This is a genomic window from Cupriavidus basilensis OR16 (assembly GCF_000243095.1).
Classification (GTDB): Bacteria; Pseudomonadota; Gammaproteobacteria; order Burkholderiales; family Burkholderiaceae; genus Cupriavidus; species Cupriavidus basilensis_D.
The window spans coordinates 38,444-56,005 of the sequence record NZ_AHJE01000015.1 but is presented as its reverse complement, the minus strand read 5'-3'; the positions used below and the strand labels follow the sequence as shown (position 1 = coordinate 56,005).

Below are 17,562 nucleotides of genomic sequence, written 5' to 3'. Positions count from 1 at the left end.
CGGAGTGCCGAAAGCCGCTTGAAATCCGTGCTGCAGGCGATGTCGGACCTGAACTGGACGATGGGAGAGGATTCGGCGGGGCGAGTCGGGACCATTGTCGAGAATCCTGCCCTGATAAAACTGGTGAAACGTATCCTGGCAGATCCCGGCCGCCCCGATTTGCAGACGGAATTCGATCAGTGGATCCTGCCGATCTACCGGAGCCGGGGCTTCGACGGCTATGCCCTGATCCGGCCGGACAACACCATTATCGCGGCGAGCAGCCCGCGCTATGCCAACACCTCGAACCTGACCGAGCAGACCAAACGGACGCTGCGGGGGGCGCAGGCGCTTGGATTTGCCATCTCGCCGCCCACGGTCTCGACGCGGCCGCTCATGCTCCAGGGCGTCGAGCAGCCGGCCGGGATGTTCTATCAGCTTGCGTGCGCGCGTATCGATGCGGACGGACGGATTGCTGGCTTCCTGTGCCTGCGCGTCGATCCCTATGTGAGGCTATTCAAGATTCTCAAGGCGGGCCGGATAGGCGAAACGGGCGAGGCTTACGCGATCGATTCCTCCGCGCGCATTCTCTCCCCGACCCGCGCCTCGGAGCGCCGTGCGGCGCCGGATCGTGCGCGGCCGGAGGACGCCGGGGCGCTGTGGGCGAGAGTGCCAGGCGTGCGGCCTGCCGGCGATGCGCCGGTGCGCGGCGGCGCTGGCGACGCCCCGACTCAACTTGCGTCGCGGCTGCTGGCGGACAGAGGCGAGGAGGTGGTGGCCGTCGATGGCTATGATGGCCATGACGGGCACAAGGTCATCGGGGCTGGCCGATGGCTGGCGAGCCAGGACATGGGGCTGGTCGTCGAGCTACAGGTTGACGAAGCCTATCAGTCGTACTTCCTGGTCCGCACCGCGATCGCGAGCCTCGCCGCGATCGCGATCGGCCTGATCCTCGCGCTGGCGGTGTTCCAGTGGCGCGCGCGCCGCGGCGCGTCCGAGAACGAGGAGCGCATGCGCGCATTCCGCGAGCATGTGCCGACCGGGCTGGCCTACATGAACCCCAAGGGCGTGGGCATCATGGCCAATCGCGCTTACGAGCAAGGCATCGGGGTGGCGCCAGGCGTTGCCGTGGGATGCCGCGTCTGGGACATCATCCCGAATCGCCGCATCGCACAGATCAGCCGCGATATGCACGAGCGGGTATTGGCCAGCGGATTACCCCAAAACCAGGTGCATACGACCAGCCCGCGTGACGGCGAAGAGCGCATCTTCCGCGTGGTCAAGTTCCCGGTGCCCGGGCCGGACGATACGGGCATCATCGGCGTCGGTACGGTGGTCGCCGATATCACCGAGCAGGAGCGCACCCGGCAGGCCCTGGAGCTGCTGACTGACACGCTGGAAGCACGCGTCGAAGAGCGAACGCTGCAGCTGACGGCGGCCCGCGAGGCGGCTGTGGCGGCTGCGCGCGCCAAGGCGAAGTTCCTGGCCAATATGAGCCACGAGATCAGGACGCCGCTGAACGCCATCATCGGCATGTCGCACCTGGCGCTGAACCGGGAGCGCGCGGACAAGCTGGACCGCTATCTGGAGCGCATCGGCACGTCCGCCGAACACTTGCTGGAGATCGTCAACGATATCCTGGATTTCTCGAAGATCGAGGCGGAAAGGCTCACCATCGACGCGCGCGAGTTCTACTTGCCTGACCTGCTGGACCGTGTCACCGGCCTGTTCTGGGAAACGGCGGAAGCCAAGGGCATCAGCTTGTCCATTTCCATGTCGCCCGCGATTCCGCTGCGCCTTGTCGGCGATCCGCAGCGGGTCGGGCAGATCCTGATCAATCTCCTGAGCAACGCGCTGAAGTTCACGGATCACGGTGAGGTATTCCTGCGCGTCAGGGAAACGCTCGTCCGCGGCAACGATATCGCCTTGTGTTTCGAGGTCGAGGACACGGGTGTAGGCATTGCGCCGGATGCGTTGCCGCTGCTGTTCACGCCGTTCCAGCAACTGGATGGCGCGATGAACCGCCGCTTTGAAGGCACGGGGCTAGGGCTGGTCATCAGCAGGAAACTGGCTGAGCTCATGCGGGGGCGCGTTTTCGCGCGCAGCCAGGCCGGCGTGGGCAGTACCTTCTCGTTCGAGGTGTCGCTGGAGATTGCGCGAGGGGATAGGTCGGCCGGGCCTGGCTCCGGGATCTCGCATCCAGCGATGGCGCCGCCTCGTTGCCGCGCGCCCGCGGCGCCGGAGTGGCAGGCATTGCGCGGGCGCACGGCCTTGCTGGTCGAGGACAACGCGATCAACCAGGAGGTCGCGCGCGACCTTCTCGAACTGGTGGGCATGGACGTGCACGTTGCCGGCGATGGTCCGCAGGCGCTGGCGGCGCTCAAGGAACACGCATTCGATATCGTGCTGATGGATATCCATATGCCGGGCATGGATGGCATCGAGACCACCGGCGTGATTCGCCATGGCCTGGGCCTGCAGGCCCTGCCGGTGCTGGCGCTGACAGCCGACGTGATGTCGGCGGACCGCATCCGCTGCATCGAGGGCGGGATGAACGACCATATTTCAAAGCCGATTGACGCAGAAGCGATGTTCCGCACCATTGCGGCATGGTTACCGCCCGTCGCTGCGCCGAGGGGCGCGGCGCGCGGCTTGGCGGGAGCAGGGACGATGATGGCGGTGACGGCGCAGGCGACGTCACCGGCGTCAGCGGTGACGCAGGCCCTGAAGGGCATACCGGGCCTGGACGCTGCCGCGGGGATCAAGCTCTTGTTCGGCCGGGAGGATCTCTATGTCAATCTGGCCAGGCGTGTATGCGCTGAGCGCGCGGACGTGGTCATGCGGATCCATGAGGCCATCGGGGTCGGCGACTTTGGCCAGGCAAGCCTGCATGTCCACGGCATGAAGGCCATCCTTGGCATGCTTGGGGCGGCCGAGCTCGCGCGGGCATGCGCGGCGCTGGACCGTGGCTTGCAGGATGGCAGGGCGGATGCCGCGGCGCTCTCCGCGCTGGGCCGGGACTTCCCGGCGCTGATCGCCAATATGCGTTCGGCTTGTGCCGTGGGCGCGGTATAAAAAGAGTCCAGAGCCATCCCGGCGCGTGAATCTGGCGCTTCATCTGCAGGGGGGGACACAGGGGAGTGCTGTATCCCTGCAAAAATCGGCCATGCTCGTAAGCCTCTCGCGCGAAGCGGGCTCTGGACTACAAAATCGGGGCGACCGCCCATCGCAGCGGCCGCCGGAACCGCCAACGTTTCAGCGGCTCTCCACGCCGACCGCGGCAGCACACAGGTCGAGTCCGGTGGACAGGAGCCTGAGCGTAAGCAGTTCGGCCTGGGTGAATGCACCGTCGATCGTCACCCATGGGTAGCGCACACCGGAGACCGTATGCTCGAAGGCGATCAATGTCACATCGCCATCGACGGCGCACACGAAGCGCCGGACGCCGATCTTCGGATGACGGACCTCATAGCGCGCGCGGTGTTCGAACCGGATCTCGGTCTTGCCCTCGCGGGTCACTATCGATATGGCGTGCTCCGACAGCCCGGGCGCCAGGCCGTTGAGAACGTTGCTTAACCAGTCGTCATACTCCAGCGAGGTTTCCTGGTTGCCCACCGCCATCATCCATTGGTCGATGCGCAAGGTATGGCGAATAGTTTGCTGATGCGTTTCCATGCCTCATGATGGCTTGGCGATGGCTGCCGCGAAAGAGTAGAAGTACTCAGCTTGCGCGTCCTGTATTCGCATCCGTTGCCGAGGGCATGGGGGAGAGTATTTGTACTCTTTCCGATGCCGCGGGAACCCATGACAATGCCGCCGTTGCCTCGATTCAGCGACAGACGGGCCTGGATGCCTGCATGCGTTCGCTGTGGTTCGGGTGACATGCCGGTGCGCCGTGTGGCGGTGCCGGCAATGCGGACACGCCTTGCGGCGTAGTCGGCGAGCATTGAAGCGATCGCGGGGGTGTCAGCGTCAATGCCATGCGACCGATGTCCGTCTCTCTTGGGAAAGCCCACTTCGGTGGGCCTTTTTTTGCCCTGCTTTTTACCACGTCTGCTCGGCGGCGGCGTTAACGGCCACGAGTGCCAATACTTGACCCCCTCCGCAGAAGGGGGTGAATTGCGGCGCAAGATGTCCGTTATGGCAAGACAGGGGCCGGGATGCACCTAGGGTTGTCGCGTCCCGTGCAATCCGTGGCCTAGCCCGGGCGAAAGGCGACCCGGTGCGAGCAATCCGCTATGTCAACGCAATATGACGGCATGTTTTCCGAAGCGCGCCGGAACGCCGTCAAATTGCCTGTCCGGCAAGTATCCCGAACTGAATCTCCCCATGCGCTCTGATATGTCCGACGCCCAGCCCACGATTCTCGTGGTAGACGATCTTCCAGAAAACATCGCGATGATGGCGGCGTTGCTTCAGGATCGCTATCGGGTGAAGGTGGCGACCTCGGGCAGCGCCGCGGTGCGCATCGCCACGGCGGCGCCGCCAAGCCTGATCCTGCTTGACGTGATGATGCCGGACATGGACGGCTACGAGGCGTGCCGCCAGCTCAAGGCCAACCCGGCCACCATGGACGTGCCGGTCATCTTCCTGACGTCCCGTACCGGCGAGCACGATGAGACGCGCGGGTTCCAGGTCGGCGCGGTGGACTACATCATGAAGCCGCTCAGCCCGTTGGTGATGCACGCACGCATCGCCACCCATCTCACCCTCAAGAACGCCAGGGATTTCCTCAGGGACAAGTCGGCTTACCTGGAGCAGGAGGTGCAGCGGCGGCTGCGGGAGATCTCCGTGATCCAGGACGTCACCATCATGGCCATGGCATCGCTGGCGGAGACCCGCGACAACGAGACCGGCAACCACCTGCGGCGCACCCAGCACTACGTGCGCCGCCTGGCACAGGCGCTGCGGCACCATCCCCGCTTTTGCGATGAGCTCAACGACGAGACCATCGAACTGCTGTTCAAGTCGGCGCCGTTGCACGACATCGGCAAGGTCGGCATCCCGGATCGCATCCTGCTCAAGCCCGGCAAGCTGACCGCCGAAGAGTTCGAGGTCATGAAGACCCATACCACGCTCGGGCGCGACGCCATCGCGCATGCCGAGGCACAGTGCGGCACCCCCAACTCCTTCCTGCGCTACGCCCGCGAGATTGCGCACTATCACCAGGAAAAATGGGACGGCAGCGGCTACCCCGACGGGTTGTCGGGCGATGCGATTCCCGTCTCCGCGCGCCTGATGGCGATCGCCGACGTCTACGATGCGCTCATCAGCCGGCGCGTCTACAAGCCCGCATTTCCGCACGAGCAGGCGGTCAGGATGATCGGCGAAGGGCGCGGCGGTCATTTCGATCCGGACATGGTGGACGCGTTCCTGGCCATCGCGCCTGAGTTCCTGGCCATTTCGCAGCGCTACGCGGACACCGCCGCGGACCATGAGCGCGAGGCGGCATTAGTGGCTGCCAACGGCTATCCCGTCGTGACGCCCTGAGCATGATGTCCCAATCTGCCTACGCCTCTAAATTCCTGGCCGCCTGGCGCACACGGGCGGCGACGCGCGCCGGTGTCCGGCGCTACACCTATCCCATGCTGCTGGTGGTGACCGTCTGCCTGCTCGCCGGCGGCGCCGCCCAACTGGTGTACGAGAACGACCGGGCCAACCTGGGCGCGCGGGTGGAGTCGATGCTGGCGACGAACGCACGGTTGCTTGGGCTCTGGAGTGGCGAGCAACAGCGGCGGGCCGAGCGGATCGCGCACCTGCCGGAGGCGCTCAGCCTCGCGCGCCCGCTGCTGTTGGCGCCAGGCCAGCCGTTGCCGGATGGCGAGGCGGTGGCCAGGTTCGAGCGGTGGGCGACACCGGTCCTCCAGAGCAATGGCTACCTGGGTTATGTCCTGGCTACGCCTGAGCTCAAGGTCGTGGCCTCGGAGCTGCCAGGCCGCATTGGCCACGCACTCTTGCCGGAACCCTCCCAGGCTGCCCGGCGGGCGCTGCAAGAGGGCAGCGCGGCCTCGCCGCCTTACCCTGCCCCGAAGCCAACCCGGGACCCGTGGGGCATGCTGGTCGACCTGCCGTTCCAGGTGGTGTGCGTGCGGCTGCTGGACGCGGGACGCGCCATCGGCGTGCTGTGCCTGCGGCTGGATCCCGGCGCCGTGATGCTGCCGATCATCGCGGCCGGCCAGTTCGGCCGCACCGGTGAGCTTTACGCGATCGACGCGCAGGGCAGGCTGGTGTCGCCCAGCCGCTTCGGCCCCGAACTGGAAGCCAAGGGCCGGCTGGCGCCAGGTGCGGCATCCATGCTCAATGTGTTTGCCCGGGTCCCTGGGCAAACAGGTCAGAACGGGGGCAAGGACGGCCCGCTGACCCTGGTTGCCGAGCGCTTGCTGCGCGATCATGCCTCGGTGCTTGCCTACGACTATACCGATTACCGTGGCCTGCCGGCCGCGGGCGCAGGCATCTGGGTCCCCGGCCTGGAGATGGGTTTGATCGTGGAGCAGGACATGGGCGAAGCGTTCGCCCCGTACCTGTTCACCCGCAACGTACTGGCGGCACTGACTGCCATCATCCTGTTGTTGATCGGCACCGCTACGTGGATCGCGAGGCGGGACGGCAGGCGCCTGGCGGAAAGCCAGGAAAGGATGCGCGCGATGCTCGAGCACTCGCCCGCATCATGTCGCTCAAGGACCGCCATCACGTCATGCTGGCATTCAACCCGGCCATGCAGGCGCTGCTGGGCGCGCGCGAGGGGGAGGTGCTCGGCCGCGCCGGCTGGGTTTTCGGCGACCGGCCGGACACCGCCCGGGCGCGCCGGGAGATGGAGGCGCGCGTGATGTCCTCGGGCAAGGCGAGGAGCACGTCTACGCGCTGGAGACGCCCCGTGGCGAGCGCCATCTCCAGGTGATGCGCTTCCCGGTGCGCAACCCGGCTACCCAGGAAGTGGTCGGGGTCGGCGCGGTGGGCATCGATATCACGGAGCAGGTCGAGGCCAACCACCGGCTGACGTTCCTGTCCCAGACGCTGGAGCGCCGGGTCGAGGAACGTACGCGGGAGCTCGCCCAGGCCAATGCCGAACTGGTCGTGGCCAAGCAGGAGGCGGAGAGCGCCGCGCATGCCAAGGCCAGCTTCCTGGCCAATATGAGCCATGAGATCCGCACCCCGATGAACGCGGTGATCGGCATGGCGCACCTGGCGCTGCGCACGCGGCTCGATGACAAGCAGCGCGGCTACCTGGAAAAGATCCAGCATTCCGGCCAGCATCTGCTCGAGATCATCGATGACATCCTCGACCTGTCTAAGATCGAGGCCGGCAAGCTGGAGATCGAGCGGGTCGATTTTTCGCTGGAGCGGATGCTGCGAACGGTGAGCGACCTGGTGGCCGAGCGGGCCGTTGCCAAGCACCTGGAGCTGATCGTGGAGGTCGCCCCGGACGTGCCGGACTCGTTGCGCGGCGATCCGCTGCGCCTGCGGCAGATCCTGATCAACTTTGCCAACAACGCGGTCAAGTTCACCCACCAGGGCGAAATCGTCATCCGCGTCGAGCGCCACGGCGCCGGCGATTCCCAGCCGCGCATCCGTTTGCGCTTCGAGGTGCGCGACACCGGCATTGGCATCGACGCGGCCACCTGCTCGCGCCTGTTCCAGAGTTTCGAGCAGGCCGATGCCTCCACCACCCGGCGCTACGGCGGCAGCGGCCTGGGGCTGGCCATCTGCCGCCGGCTGGTGGAGCTGATGGGCGGCACCCTCGGCGTGCAAAGCACCCTCGGGCAGGGCAGCAACTTCTGGTTCGAGCTGGACCTGCTGGCCGGCAAGCGACGGCCAGCCAGCGCCACGCTCGCGCCGCAGCTGGCCGGATGCCGCCTGCTGGTGGCGGACGATCACGACTACGCCCGCCAGGTCATCATCGCCATGCTGCGCAACTTTGGCTTCCGGGTGGACGAGGCCGCATCCGGCCGGGCCGCGCTGGCAATGATCGCGCAGGCCGATGAGGCCGCCGACCCCTACCAGGCTGTGTTCATCGACTGGAAGATGCCCGGCCTGGATGGCATCGAGACCGCCCGCCATATCGACGCCATGCGCCTGCGCCACCCGCGCCCGCGCCGCGTCATGATTACCGCCCATGGCCGCGAGGAAGTGTTGCGCGAAGGCGAGCGCTCGGGTTTTGACGCGACGCTGATCAAGCCGGTGAGCGCATCGCTGCTGCTGGAGGCGACGGTGCGCACGCTGGCCCCGGACCATGACGCGGCGCCGGAGGCGGCGGAGCCGCACGCGGCGGCGCTGGACGCCACGCCGGAGTTGCCGAGCGCGCGCGTGCTGCTGGTGGAGGACAACGACATCAACCGGGAGGTCGCGGTCCACCTGCTGCAGGCCGCGGGCATCTACCCCGATACGGCCGAGAACGGCGCCGTTGCGCTGAACCTGCTGCAGGCCGGCGCCTATGACCTGGTCCTGATGGATGTGCAGATGCCGGTGATGGACGGGTTTGAAGCCACGCGGCACATCCGCGAGATCCCGGCGTTCGCGAGCCTGCCGGTGGTGGCCATGACGGCGAACGCGTTGCCGGAAGACCGGGCGCGCTGCCTGGAGGCCGGCATGAACGACCATATCGCCAAGCCGATCAGCCCGCCGGCCTTCTATGCCATGCTGCGCCAGTGGCTGGCGGTCCCGGGTGGCGACGACGCGGCCCGCCAGGCCGGCTCCCGGCCGGCCTGGGTGGACGCGTTGGCAACATCTGCGCATCTGGATGTCAGCGGCGGCCTGGGCCGCGTCAGCGGCCGCGTGGAAGTCTACCGGCAGTTGCTCGATCGCTTTGCCAGCGGCTATGCCGACATGCCGGACCGGATCGGCGAGCGGCTGGCCCGCGGTGACCGCGACGGCGCGCTGGCGCTCGCGCACTCGCTCAAGGGCCTGGCCGCCAATCTTGGCGCCATGGCGATCTCGGGCGCGGCGGCTACGCTGGAGGCGAGCCTGCAGCTCCCCCACGCGCCCGGACGCCCCGATCCCGTCACGCTGCTGGCGGCCTTGCGCACCACCTTCCTGCCATTGCTGGCGATCTTGCGCATGCACCTGCCAACCGAGCCCGCCGCAATGGATGCCGGCGCGCCGGATGGGGCCGGCTCCCTTGCGGATCCCGATGTCACGCCGCAAGCCGTGCTTGAGATCCTGCGCGAACAGCTGGAAGAGGGCGACAGCGCGGCCAACCACACGTTTGCCCGCTACCGTGACCGCCTTGCCCGCCTGCTGTCCGCCGATGCCTGCCTGCGCTTGCAGGCGCAGCTCGAGCGCTACGACTACCTGGCCGCGCTGGCCACGCTGGCCACGCGGGAGGGCGGCATCGCGCCATAGGCAAGGCCGCCGGCGCCGCTTTGGTTCACCCGTGCCTCAGTGCGAGTGCCGGTGATGCGTATCCGGATAGTGCGGGTGCTTGTGCACCAGCGGCGCGTGCCGGTGCATGTGCCGGTGCGGCTCCTGCCCGTCCCAAGCGAACGCATGCTCGTGCTGGTGGTGCGCATCGTGGCGATGCGCATGGCTGTGCTCGGTCGCCTCGTGGCTATGCTCATGCTCATGATGCTCGCGCAGGTGAAGCCAGACTCCCAGCGCCATCAGCAGCGCCGCCACGTAGAACACCGGCTGCGGCGCCTGCGGCCACATGCCGAACGCGATCACCACGCCAAACAGCGGCGCCACGGAGAAATACGCGCCAGTGCGGGCGGTGCCCAGCAGCCGCAGCGCGATGACGAACAGCGCCAGGCTCACGCCATAGCCGAGGAACCCGATGATCATGGCCGCGCCCAGCGCGGGCAGCGCCGGCAGGTGATCGCCGCCGGCCAGCGCCAGCCCGGTGTTGCACAGCCCGGCCACCAGCCCCTTGATGCAGGCAATCAGCATGGCGTCATTGCTCGACACCTTGCGCGTCAGGTTGTTGTCGATGGCCCAGCACAGGCACGCGCCGACGATCAGCAAGGCGCCCGCGGACAACTGCAGGCTGCCCGGCTGCCAGGACAACAGCAAGCCGCCCATCACGATGGCAAGCATGCCAAGCACGATGTGGCGGCTTGCGTTTTCCCTGAAGACCAGCCAGGCGATCAGCGCCGTGAAGACCCCTTCCACATTCAGCAGCAAGGAGGCGGATGCCGCGCTCGTGCTGGCCAGGCCGGTCATCAGCAGGGCCGGCCCCGCCACGCCACCGGCCAGGATGGCACCCAGCAGCCATGGCGTCTCGTGGCGTGGCACGGTGAGCGGGTTTGCCGCGGCGCCGGCCATGCTGCGCCGCAGCGCGAGCAGGATGCCAAGCCCCAGCCCGCTGCCCAGGTACAGCAGGCCGGCAAGCAGCAAGGGCGGGATCGAGCCGGCCAGGGCTTTTGCAAGTGGCGTACTTGCCCCAAACAGCAGGGCGGCGGCCAGGGCGGGGGCGGCGGTTCGGATGGACATGGCAAGGGTGGCAAGGGTGGCGATAGCGTATTGTCGCTCTCCGGCGTGGCAGCGGGGAATGCTCTATATTCCAGCCTTGGACGCCGTGCCGGGCATGGCGATTGCCACTCCTGAATGCCATGAAAACAACCTCGCAATATATGGGCGGCTGGCTGATCTGCGCGGCCGCCCTGCTGATGCTGCCTGCCTGCGCCATCCTGCAGCCGGTGCAGGAAGGCCAGAAACTGATCGGCTCCCCGGAAAGCGCCGTGCGCGCGGCCTTTGGCGAGCCCACCGATGTCTACCGGCTGGCAGACGGTTCCGGGCGCTGGATCTACTCCAAGCAACCGCTGGGCTACGAGGCCTACGCGGCCGATTTCGATGCCGGCGGAACACTCACGAACTTCCGGCAGATGCTGGTCGCTTCCGAGATCTACCAGGCCAAGGTCGACAGCTGGACCAAGCGCGACGTGGAAGAGCATTTCGGCAAGCCGCTCGAACCGGTGCAGTACTACCCGCTGATGCAGCGCGATGTCTGGTCCTATCGGTTCCGCCAGGACGGCTACCTGTCGTCGCTGTTCAATTGCTACTTCGACAAGCAGGGCATCCTGCGGCAGGTGCAGATCACGCTGGATCCGCTGGGTGGGGATTCCAGCCGGGCGCCTTGATGCGCGCTGGCGTGGCCTGCAATCCATACTTCGCCGCAAGCTGAAACGTTCTCCCGCCGCGCGCGCCCACCATGGCGGCGCCCTCTTCTGGAGAGAACGCCATGCCAGCCCTGCCCAGCGCGGACACACGCGCAAACCGCGCCCAAGGCGCCAGCGGCCCCGCGCTGGACTTGGCCACGCTTAGGGGGCCTGGCAGTTCCGGCCGCATCAGGGCTCCTGGCTCAGAAACCGGCCTTGTGCACCGGGCCATCCCAGCCGTCGAGGTACTTGGGCAGCGCATCGTCGATCTCCACCACGCGATGGCGGTAGAACAGGTGCATGGCCGGCTGCAGCGCGTCCGGCAGCGCACCGCCGCAGGCCCGCGCGAAGAGGGTGTTCGGGATCACCGACATGCCCAGCCGGTTGATGCCAAAGAGCGTCTCGCCGCACTGCGGGCAAAACTGGCGCTGGAGCTGCCGGGTCGCATGGTGATAGGTGGCAAGGTGTTGCGCGCCGCGCGCCACCACCACGTCCGTCGGCTCCCAGGCGGTGGCGGCGAACACCGGTGTGGCATAGAAATCCCGGCAAGCCAGGCAATGGCAATTGGCGCTTGCCACCGGTTTTCCGGCAATGCGCAGTTGCACCTGGCCGCAAAGGCACTCCAACGTAGCGGGGATCTGCATTGGCGTTGTCTCCTGTCCTGTTGTGTGAATGGCGGAGTGCATTCTACTTGGCAGCGGCGCAGGCTGCAGGGCGGCTCCCCGAGGGCGGTCAGCCTGCGATGGCCGCATCCAGCATGGCGCCGAACAATGCGATCGTCTGCGGCCGTCTCCCCGCATTACAATGCGGCTTCAAAGCCGCAGCGTTGTCCGCAGCGCTGGCTGGCCTGGTTGTCTCGTCCAAGCCTGATCCCCGACCACCCTATGTCCTCGCTTCCTCCCTCAGACAATCGCCGCTGGTTCGATGGCGCCGCCGGCCGCATCGAGGCCCTGACCGATGCGCCGCAAGGCCCGATCCGCGCAATCGCCGTCGTGGCGCACCCGCATCCATTGCTGGGCGGCAGCGCGGAACACAAGATCCCGGTGGCGTTGGCCAGGATCTTCCAGGCACGCGGCTTCCTTGCCGTGCGGCCGAATTTCCGGGGTGTGGGCGGCACGCAAGGCAGCCACGATGCAGGCGAGGGCGAGACGGACGACGTGCAGGCCGTGGTCCGGCAGATCAAGGCGGCGCACCCGGGCCTGCCGCTGGCGCTGGCGGGATTTTCCTTCGGCGCCTATGTGCAGACGCGCGTGGCGCAGCGCCTGCTGGAGAGCGGCGAGCCGGCCGCGCACCTGATCCTGGCCGGCATGCCGGCCGGGCCGGCGGCCGGCGGGCGCAATTACGACACGCCCACGGTGCCCGCCGATGCCTTTGTCATCCACGGCGAGAACGACACCAATGTACCGCTGCAAGCGGTGTTCGACTGGGCGCGCCCGCAGGCGTTGCCGGTCGTGGTAGTGCCCGGCGCGAACCATTTTTTCACCGGCAAGCTGCCGGTATTCCAGCGCGCCGTGGCGCAATATCTCGATACCCGGCTGCGCATCGCCGGGTCCGCCAGCTAAAGGCCAGCTAAAGGCGCGTCAATCCATGGCCGCATGCGCGACGGCATCGTCGCTGGCGTGGCGCGTGGGCTTGATCAGCAGGATGAGCGGCACCACCAGCAGCGTGGCAAGGAACATGACCTTGAAATCGTTGAGGTAGGCGATCATTGCGGCCTGCTGGTTGATCGACTGGTTGAGCATGGCCAGGTCGTAGCGCGAGCCGCTTGCCAGCAGCGATTGCAGGGCCGGGTTGTACACGCTCACATTGGCCGCCAGGTCGGCGTGGGCCACCTGCGTGTTGCGCGTCATCAAGGTCTGGATCACGGAGATGCCGATGCTGCTGCCGATATTGCGCATCAGGCTGTAGGTGGCCGTGCCGTCCGCGCGCAGCGCCGGCGACAGCGTGGAGAACGTCAGCGCGCTCAGCGGCACGAACACCAGCCCCAGGCCAAAGCCCTGGATGATGCCGGGCCAGACGATATCGGACACCGACAGCACCACGGTGTACTGCATCATCTGCCACAGCGCGAACGCGGAAATCAGGAAACCCGCGAGCAGCAGAACGCGCGCGTCGATCCGCTTGAGCAGGCGCCCGGCCAGCAGCATGGAGAGCATGGTGCCGGCACCGCTTGGCGCGGTGACCAGCCCGGTGGTGGCCACCGGATAGCCCATCAGGTTCTGCAACATTGGCGGCAGCAAGGCGCGGGTGGCGTACATGACCGCGCCGATCACGAAGATAAAGCAGGCGCCGGTGGCAAAGTTGCGGTCCTTGAGCAACGGGTACCGGAAGAATGACGTGGGCCCGGCCGTGGCGGTGTGCGCCAGGAAATACAGGAAGCTGACCCCCGCCAGGATGGCCTCGATGCGGATCTCCAGCGAGCCGAACCAGTCGAGCTGTTCGCCGCGGTCGAGCATGGCCTGGAGCGCGCCAATGGCCAGGCCCAGCGTGATGAAGCCGAACGCATCGAACTTCACGGCCCGCGCCGGCGCCCGGTTGGGCAGGAAGGACATCACGCCGAACAACGCGAATGCGCCAATCGGCACGTTGATGAAAAACACCCATCGCCAGTTATAGCTGTCGGTCAGCCAGCCGCCCAGCGTGGGGCCCAGGATGGGCCCCACCATCACGCCCATGCCCCACACCGCCATCGCCTGCCCCTGCTTCTCGCGGGGGTTGATATCCAGCAGGATGGATTGCGATAGCGGCACCAGCGACGCCCCGAAAATGCCCTGCAGCAGCCGCGACGCCACGATCTGCGCCAGCGTGTCCGACATCCCGCAGAACGCCGAGGCAATGGTGAAGCCGGTGATCGAGATGGCCAGCAGGCGCTTGACGCTGAGCCGGTCGGACAGCCAGCCGGTGAGCGGCGTGGCGATCGCGGCAGCAACGATGTACGAGGTCAGCACCCAGGTGATCTCGTCCTGCGACGCCGACAGGCTGCCTTGCATGTGCGGCAGCGCCACGTTGGCGATGGTGCTGTCGAGTGTCTGGATCAGGGTCGCGGCCATGATGGCGATGGTGATCATGGGCCGGTTGAGCGGCAATTCTGCGTGCCCGGCTACCGCTTGCGAAGACATGGATAAGACAACCTGCTGGAGGGGTGGGGTTGGAGCGGCCAGATGATAAGCATGCTTATTATAAGGCTGCGCCGAAGTCTGGCAAGCCGCTTCTTGCTGGTGTGGCGGCTTGCCTGACAGAGATCTTTGTACAATCGCGCCATGGAAACGAAACTGGAAAAACGCTTTGGCTTCCTGGTCTCGGACGTTGGCCGCCTCAATGGCAAGCGCTTCGACGAACTGGCCAAGTCGTCCCTCGACCTCACCCGGGCACAATGCCGCGCACTCGCCTACCTGTCGCACTACGGTGAAGTCAACCAGGTGCGGCTGGCGGAACTGCTCGAAGTCGCCGCGATCTCGGCGGGACGCTTGCTTGACCGGATGGAAGAGGGCGGCTGGATCGAACGCGTGCCCAACCCGGAAGACCGCCGCGAGCGCGTGGTGCGCATGACGCCCAAGGCGGAAAAAGCACTGGACAAGGCCCGGCGGGTCGGCGACGAGGTTGCGGCGGAGGCGCTGGCCGGGCTCAGCGAGCCGGAGCGGGAGCAATTGATCGGCCTGCTCCAGCGTGTGCGGCAAAACCTGGGCACGCTCGTTGATCGTTGATCGTTGATCGTTGATCGTTGATCGGCGTGGCGCCGCCCCAGGACCTGGCCAAGGCCCCAACCTGGCGCAGGCGTCTCAGGCCATGCCAGCCAACTCTCCCACCGCCTCATCGAGCTGCAGCTTCAGCAACTTGAGCAAGCAATACAAGCCGTACGCCTCCTCCGTCTTCTCGCTGTGCAGTTCCGCCAGATGCAGCAGGCTATCGAGCGCGGCGCTGACGCTTTGCAGCTCCGCGCAATGGTCGGCCATGCGCTCGCGCAGGCCGCGGTCCTGCGCGCCGATCTGGTCGATCAGTTCGCGGACGCGGGGTTGTTCCTCGGCATTGGCGGGGCGGGTCATGCCGATCAGCTCGGCGATGAGATCGCCTTGCTTGCTGATGGCGAGGAGGGAGTCAGGCGGGCTGGGACCGGCTCGGGCGCTAGGACGCATGCAAGCTCCTTAGAGAGGGGAGGCAAGAGGAGGCCGCCTGCTTCATGCGAGAGTGGCGGACTCGTAAAAGCATACTGCTTCTGCCGTCATTGGCTTTTAGGAAATTTCTGAATTTGCAGGCGGGCAGCGCCGCTGCGTTCAGGGCAAGGCCTCGCCCGCCTGGCGCGGGCGTCGGTGCTCGAGCGGGTGGGTACTGGTGAAACGCAGCCTTGCCATCTGCTCCGCAGCATCCGCTAGCAAAGCGCTTGCGCTGGCCATGGCCTGCTCGACGGTGATCGGGCCGGGTGCCAGGGAGAAGCAACCGGTGAAATGTGCCCCCAGGGCCGGCAGCGCAGCGGGGTCGATGGCGCCGCAGAGCAGGGTGGCCGGCACGCCGCAGGCGTGGGCGCGCTGGCAGGCGATCAACGGCGCCTTGCCGCTTAGCGTCTGCACATCGCTGCGCCCCTCGCCGGTGATCAGCCAGTCGGCGCCTGCCAGCGCGCCGTCGAGGCCTACGCAGTCCGCGACGATGTCGGCGCCCGGGCGCATCTGCGCACCAAGCATCAGCAAGGCGTAGCCGAGCCCGCCGGCCGCTCCCGCGCCTGCCGCGTCCCTGGCGCAGCGCCCTAGTGCCGGCGCAAGCAGGCTCGCGTAGCGGGCGAGTGTGGCATCGATGGCCGCCACATCCTGCGCTTGGACGCCTTTTTGCGGGCCGAACACGGCGGTGGCGCCCTGCGGCCCGGTCAGCGGGTTGGTGACATCGCACATGGCCACCAGCCTGGTGGATGCCAGCCGCGGGTCGAGCTGGCTGCTATCGACCGCCGCCAGCTGCGGCAGGGCGGCGGGCGTTGGCTCGATGTCGCGGCCGTGTGCATCCAGCAGGCGCATGCCCAGGCCATGCAGCAGGCCGGCGCCGCCATCGTTCGTGCTGCTGCCGCCAAGGCCGATGAAGATCTCGCGCACGCCCAGGTCGAGCAGCGCCTTGATGGCATCGCCGAGGCCGGCGGTGGAGCGTTGTGTCACGGGACAGGCCATGCCCGCCGGGTCGGTGATGCCGACGATCTCCGCGGACTCGATCACGGCGCGGTCGCCCGCAAGCAGCGCTACCGTGGCCGTGCGCGCGACGCCGTGCGCCCCGCGCACGGCCAGGCTGGCGCGCTGGCCGCCGGCGGCCAGCATCGCGTCGATGGTGCCTTCGCCGCCGTCGGCCATCGGGCGTTGCCGGATCGTGGCCTCGGGCAGCGCGCGCCGGATCCCGGCCGCGATGGCGGCGGCGACCTGGTTGGCGCCAAGGGAGCCCTTGAATGAATCGGGGGCAATGACGATAAGGGGATCGGGAAGGCTAGGCATGGGGCAAGGCAGGGTGAACGGCGCTCACCGCAGGCGAACGCCATACCGAGAAAAAGGGAGGGGGCGGCGGGGCGGCCGCAGGTGCCGCCCCGATGACAACGACTGCAGGCAGTGGCGTGCCCTCAGTCCTTCTTGGCCGCTACTTCATGGTTTGCCATCAGCTCCAGCGCGCGGACCAGCGCGGAGTGATCCCAGTCCGAGCCGCCATGGCTTGCGCAGGTATTGAACAACTCCTGGCAAGTGGCCGTGTTCGGCAGCGCCACGCCCATCTCGCGCGCGTTCGACAGCGCAAGGTTCAGGTCCTTCTGGTGCAGCCCGATGCGAAAGCCCGGGTCGAACGTGCGCTTGATCATGCGCTCGCCGTGTACTTCCAGCACCTTGGAGGACGCAAAGCCGCCCATCAGCGCCTGGCGCACGCGCGCCGGATCCGCCCCGGCCTTGGAGGCGAACAGCAGGGCCTCGGCGACGGCCTCGATATTCAACGCCACGATGATCTGGTTGGCCACCTTGGCGGTTTGCCCCGCGCCGTTGTCGCCCACCAGCGTGATGTTCTTGCCCATCAGCTCGAACAGCGGGCGGACGGTCTCGAACGCGGCTTGCGGGCCGCCGACCATGATCGACAGCGTGGCGTTGCGGGCGCCGACCTCGCCGCCAGACACCGGCGCATCCAGGTACTGGCAGCCGAGCGCATTCACGCGCTCGGCAAATCCCTTGGTGGCAATCGGCGAGATCGAGCTCATGTCGACCACGATCTTGCCGGCGCTCAGTCCCGCGGCAATGCCGCCTTCCTGGAACAGCGCGGCTTCCACATGGGGCGTGTCCGGCACCATCAGGAAGATCACGTCGGCGCGCTCGGCCACTTCCTTGCCGGAGTTGCAGGCCACGCCGCCGCTGTCGAGCAGGGATTGCGGCACGCCGCTGCGGCTGGACAAGCTGACTTCGTGCCCGCCGGCGATGAGGTTGGCGGCCATCGGGCCGCCCATGATGCCAAGGCCAATAAATCCAAGCTTCACTTTCGTTCTCCGTTAGTC

General features: G+C 67.1%; 14 protein-coding genes. 7 read left to right on the top strand and 7 right to left on the bottom strand.

Annotation, left to right across the window (positions count from 1 at the left end; translation table 11 throughout):
* Positions 1 to 27 precede the first annotated feature (27 nt).
* Positions 28 to 3,054, top strand: coding sequence for an ATP-binding protein (locus tag OR16_RS39555; RefSeq protein ID WP_237716941.1), 3,027 nt, complete (start codon positions 28 to 30; stop codon positions 3,052 to 3,054).
* A gap of 180 nt (positions 3,055 to 3,234) precedes the next feature.
* Here the strand turns inward: OR16_RS39555 and OR16_RS05525 are convergent, their stop codons facing one another.
* Complete coding sequence (locus tag OR16_RS05525) at positions 3,235 to 3,654, bottom strand: hypothetical protein (RefSeq protein WP_006156979.1); 420 nt, start codon at positions 3,652 to 3,654, stop codon at positions 3,235 to 3,237.
* Between the two features lie 666 nt (positions 3,655 to 4,320).
* Between OR16_RS05525 and OR16_RS05520 the strand changes: the two genes are divergently transcribed.
* The 3 genes from OR16_RS05520 (at position 4,321) to OR16_RS05510 (ending at position 9,318) form a co-directional block, all read left to right on the top strand.
* The gene (locus OR16_RS05520; RefSeq protein ID WP_237716939.1) at positions 4,321 to 5,469 is read left to right on the top strand and encodes a response regulator; all 1,149 of its coding nucleotides are present in this window, start codon (positions 4,321 to 4,323) and stop codon (positions 5,467 to 5,469) included.
* A gap of 2 nt (positions 5,470 to 5,471) precedes the next feature.
* Complete coding sequence (locus tag OR16_RS05515; protein ID WP_006156977.1) at positions 5,472 to 6,806, top strand: cache domain-containing protein; 1,335 nt, start codon at positions 5,472 to 5,474, stop codon at positions 6,804 to 6,806.
* Between the two features lie 70 nt (positions 6,807 to 6,876).
* Entirely contained in the window at positions 6,877 to 9,318 is a 2,442-nt protein-coding gene (locus OR16_RS05510; protein ID WP_006156976.1) for a hybrid sensor histidine kinase/response regulator, read from the top strand.
* Between the two features lie 36 nt (positions 9,319 to 9,354).
* On the opposite strand, the gene OR16_RS05505 is transcribed toward OR16_RS05510, so the two are convergent.
* Positions 9,355 to 10,404 carry a DMT family transporter gene (locus OR16_RS05505; RefSeq protein WP_006156975.1) on the bottom strand — a complete coding sequence of 350 codons (1,050 nt, stop codon included), beginning with the start codon at positions 10,402 to 10,404 and terminating at the stop codon, positions 9,355 to 9,357.
* Between the two features lie 119 nt (positions 10,405 to 10,523).
* On the opposite strand from OR16_RS05505, the gene OR16_RS05500 reads away from it, so the two are divergent.
* Entirely contained in the window at positions 10,524 to 11,051 is a 528-nt protein-coding gene (locus tag OR16_RS05500) for a hypothetical protein (protein ID WP_043418593.1), read from the top strand.
* 221 nt (positions 11,052 to 11,272) lie between these two features.
* Here OR16_RS05500 and OR16_RS05495 read toward each other — a convergent pair whose 3' ends face one another.
* Positions 11,273 to 11,713 (bottom strand): GFA family protein, encoded by a 441-nt coding sequence (locus OR16_RS05495; RefSeq protein ID WP_006156973.1) that lies wholly within the window; start codon positions 11,711 to 11,713, stop codon positions 11,273 to 11,275.
* Positions 11,714 to 11,953: 240 nt separating this feature from the next.
* On the opposite strand from OR16_RS05495, the gene OR16_RS05490 reads away from it, so the two are divergent.
* Positions 11,954 to 12,631: an alpha/beta hydrolase gene (locus OR16_RS05490; RefSeq protein ID WP_006156972.1), complete on the top strand. Its 678-nt coding sequence runs from the start codon at positions 11,954 to 11,956 to the stop codon at positions 12,629 to 12,631.
* An 18-nt stretch (positions 12,632 to 12,649) separates the two neighbouring features.
* Here the strand turns inward: OR16_RS05490 and OR16_RS05485 are convergent, their stop codons facing one another.
* On the bottom strand, positions 12,650 to 14,188 hold the full coding sequence (locus OR16_RS05485; RefSeq protein ID WP_043418591.1) for a DHA2 family efflux MFS transporter permease subunit: 1,539 nt from the start codon (positions 14,186 to 14,188) through the stop codon (positions 12,650 to 12,652).
* Positions 14,189 to 14,329: 141 nt separating this feature from the next.
* On the opposite strand from OR16_RS05485, the gene OR16_RS05480 reads away from it, so the two are divergent.
* Positions 14,330 to 14,773 (top strand): MarR family winged helix-turn-helix transcriptional regulator, encoded by a 444-nt coding sequence (locus OR16_RS05480; protein ID WP_043418619.1) that lies wholly within the window; start codon positions 14,330 to 14,332, stop codon positions 14,771 to 14,773.
* Positions 14,774 to 14,848: 75 nt separating this feature from the next.
* On the opposite strand, the gene OR16_RS05475 is transcribed toward OR16_RS05480, so the two are convergent.
* The 3 genes from OR16_RS05475 to glxR form a co-directional block, all read right to left on the bottom strand.
* Positions 14,849 to 15,202: a DUF1484 family protein gene (locus tag OR16_RS05475; protein WP_006156969.1), complete on the bottom strand. Its 354-nt coding sequence runs from the start codon at positions 15,200 to 15,202 to the stop codon at positions 14,849 to 14,851.
* A gap of 138 nt (positions 15,203 to 15,340) precedes the next feature.
* A complete protein-coding gene (locus OR16_RS05470) occupies positions 15,341 to 16,531 on the bottom strand; it encodes a glycerate kinase (RefSeq protein ID WP_006156968.1) in 1,191 nt (396 codons plus the stop codon).
* 122 nt (positions 16,532 to 16,653) lie between these two features.
* The gene (glxR, locus tag OR16_RS05465; RefSeq protein ID WP_006156967.1) at positions 16,654 to 17,544 is read right to left on the bottom strand and encodes a 2-hydroxy-3-oxopropionate reductase; all 891 of its coding nucleotides are present in this window, start codon (positions 17,542 to 17,544) and stop codon (positions 16,654 to 16,656) included.
* Between the last annotated feature and the right edge of the window lie 18 nt (positions 17,545 to 17,562).

What these genes read in the sequence shown, in the direction of transcription:
- OR16_RS05525 (WP_006156979.1), bottom strand. Translation starts at nt 3,654, where the DNA reads ATGGAAACGCATCAGCAAACTATTCGCCATACCTTGCGCATCGACCAA.
- OR16_RS05520 (WP_237716939.1), top strand. Translation starts at nt 4,321, where the DNA reads ATGTCCGACGCCCAGCCCACGATTCTCGTGGTAGACGATCTTCCAGAA.
- OR16_RS05515 (WP_006156977.1), top strand. Translation starts at nt 5,472, where the DNA reads ATGATGTCCCAATCTGCCTACGCCTCTAAATTCCTGGCCGCCTGGCGC.
- OR16_RS05510 (WP_006156976.1), top strand. Translation starts at nt 6,877, where the DNA reads ATGCGCTTCCCGGTGCGCAACCCGGCTACCCAGGAAGTGGTCGGGGTC.
- OR16_RS05505 (WP_006156975.1), bottom strand. Translation starts at nt 10,404, where the DNA reads ATGTCCATCCGAACCGCCGCCCCCGCCCTGGCCGCCGCCCTGCTGTTT.
- OR16_RS05500 (WP_043418593.1), top strand. Translation starts at nt 10,524, where the DNA reads ATGAAAACAACCTCGCAATATATGGGCGGCTGGCTGATCTGCGCGGCC.
- OR16_RS05495 (WP_006156973.1), bottom strand. Translation starts at nt 11,713, where the DNA reads ATGCAGATCCCCGCTACGTTGGAGTGCCTTTGCGGCCAGGTGCAACTG.
- OR16_RS05490 (WP_006156972.1), top strand. Translation starts at nt 11,954, where the DNA reads ATGTCCTCGCTTCCTCCCTCAGACAATCGCCGCTGGTTCGATGGCGCC.
- OR16_RS05485 (WP_043418591.1), bottom strand. Translation starts at nt 14,188, where the DNA reads ATGTCTTCGCAAGCGGTAGCCGGGCACGCAGAATTGCCGCTCAACCGG.
- OR16_RS05480 (WP_043418619.1), top strand. Translation starts at nt 14,330, where the DNA reads ATGGAAACGAAACTGGAAAAACGCTTTGGCTTCCTGGTCTCGGACGTT.
- OR16_RS05475 (WP_006156969.1), bottom strand. Translation starts at nt 15,202, where the DNA reads ATGCGTCCTAGCGCCCGAGCCGGTCCCAGCCCGCCTGACTCCCTCCTC.
- OR16_RS05470 (WP_006156968.1), bottom strand. Translation starts at nt 16,531, where the DNA reads ATGCCTAGCCTTCCCGATCCCCTTATCGTCATTGCCCCCGATTCATTC.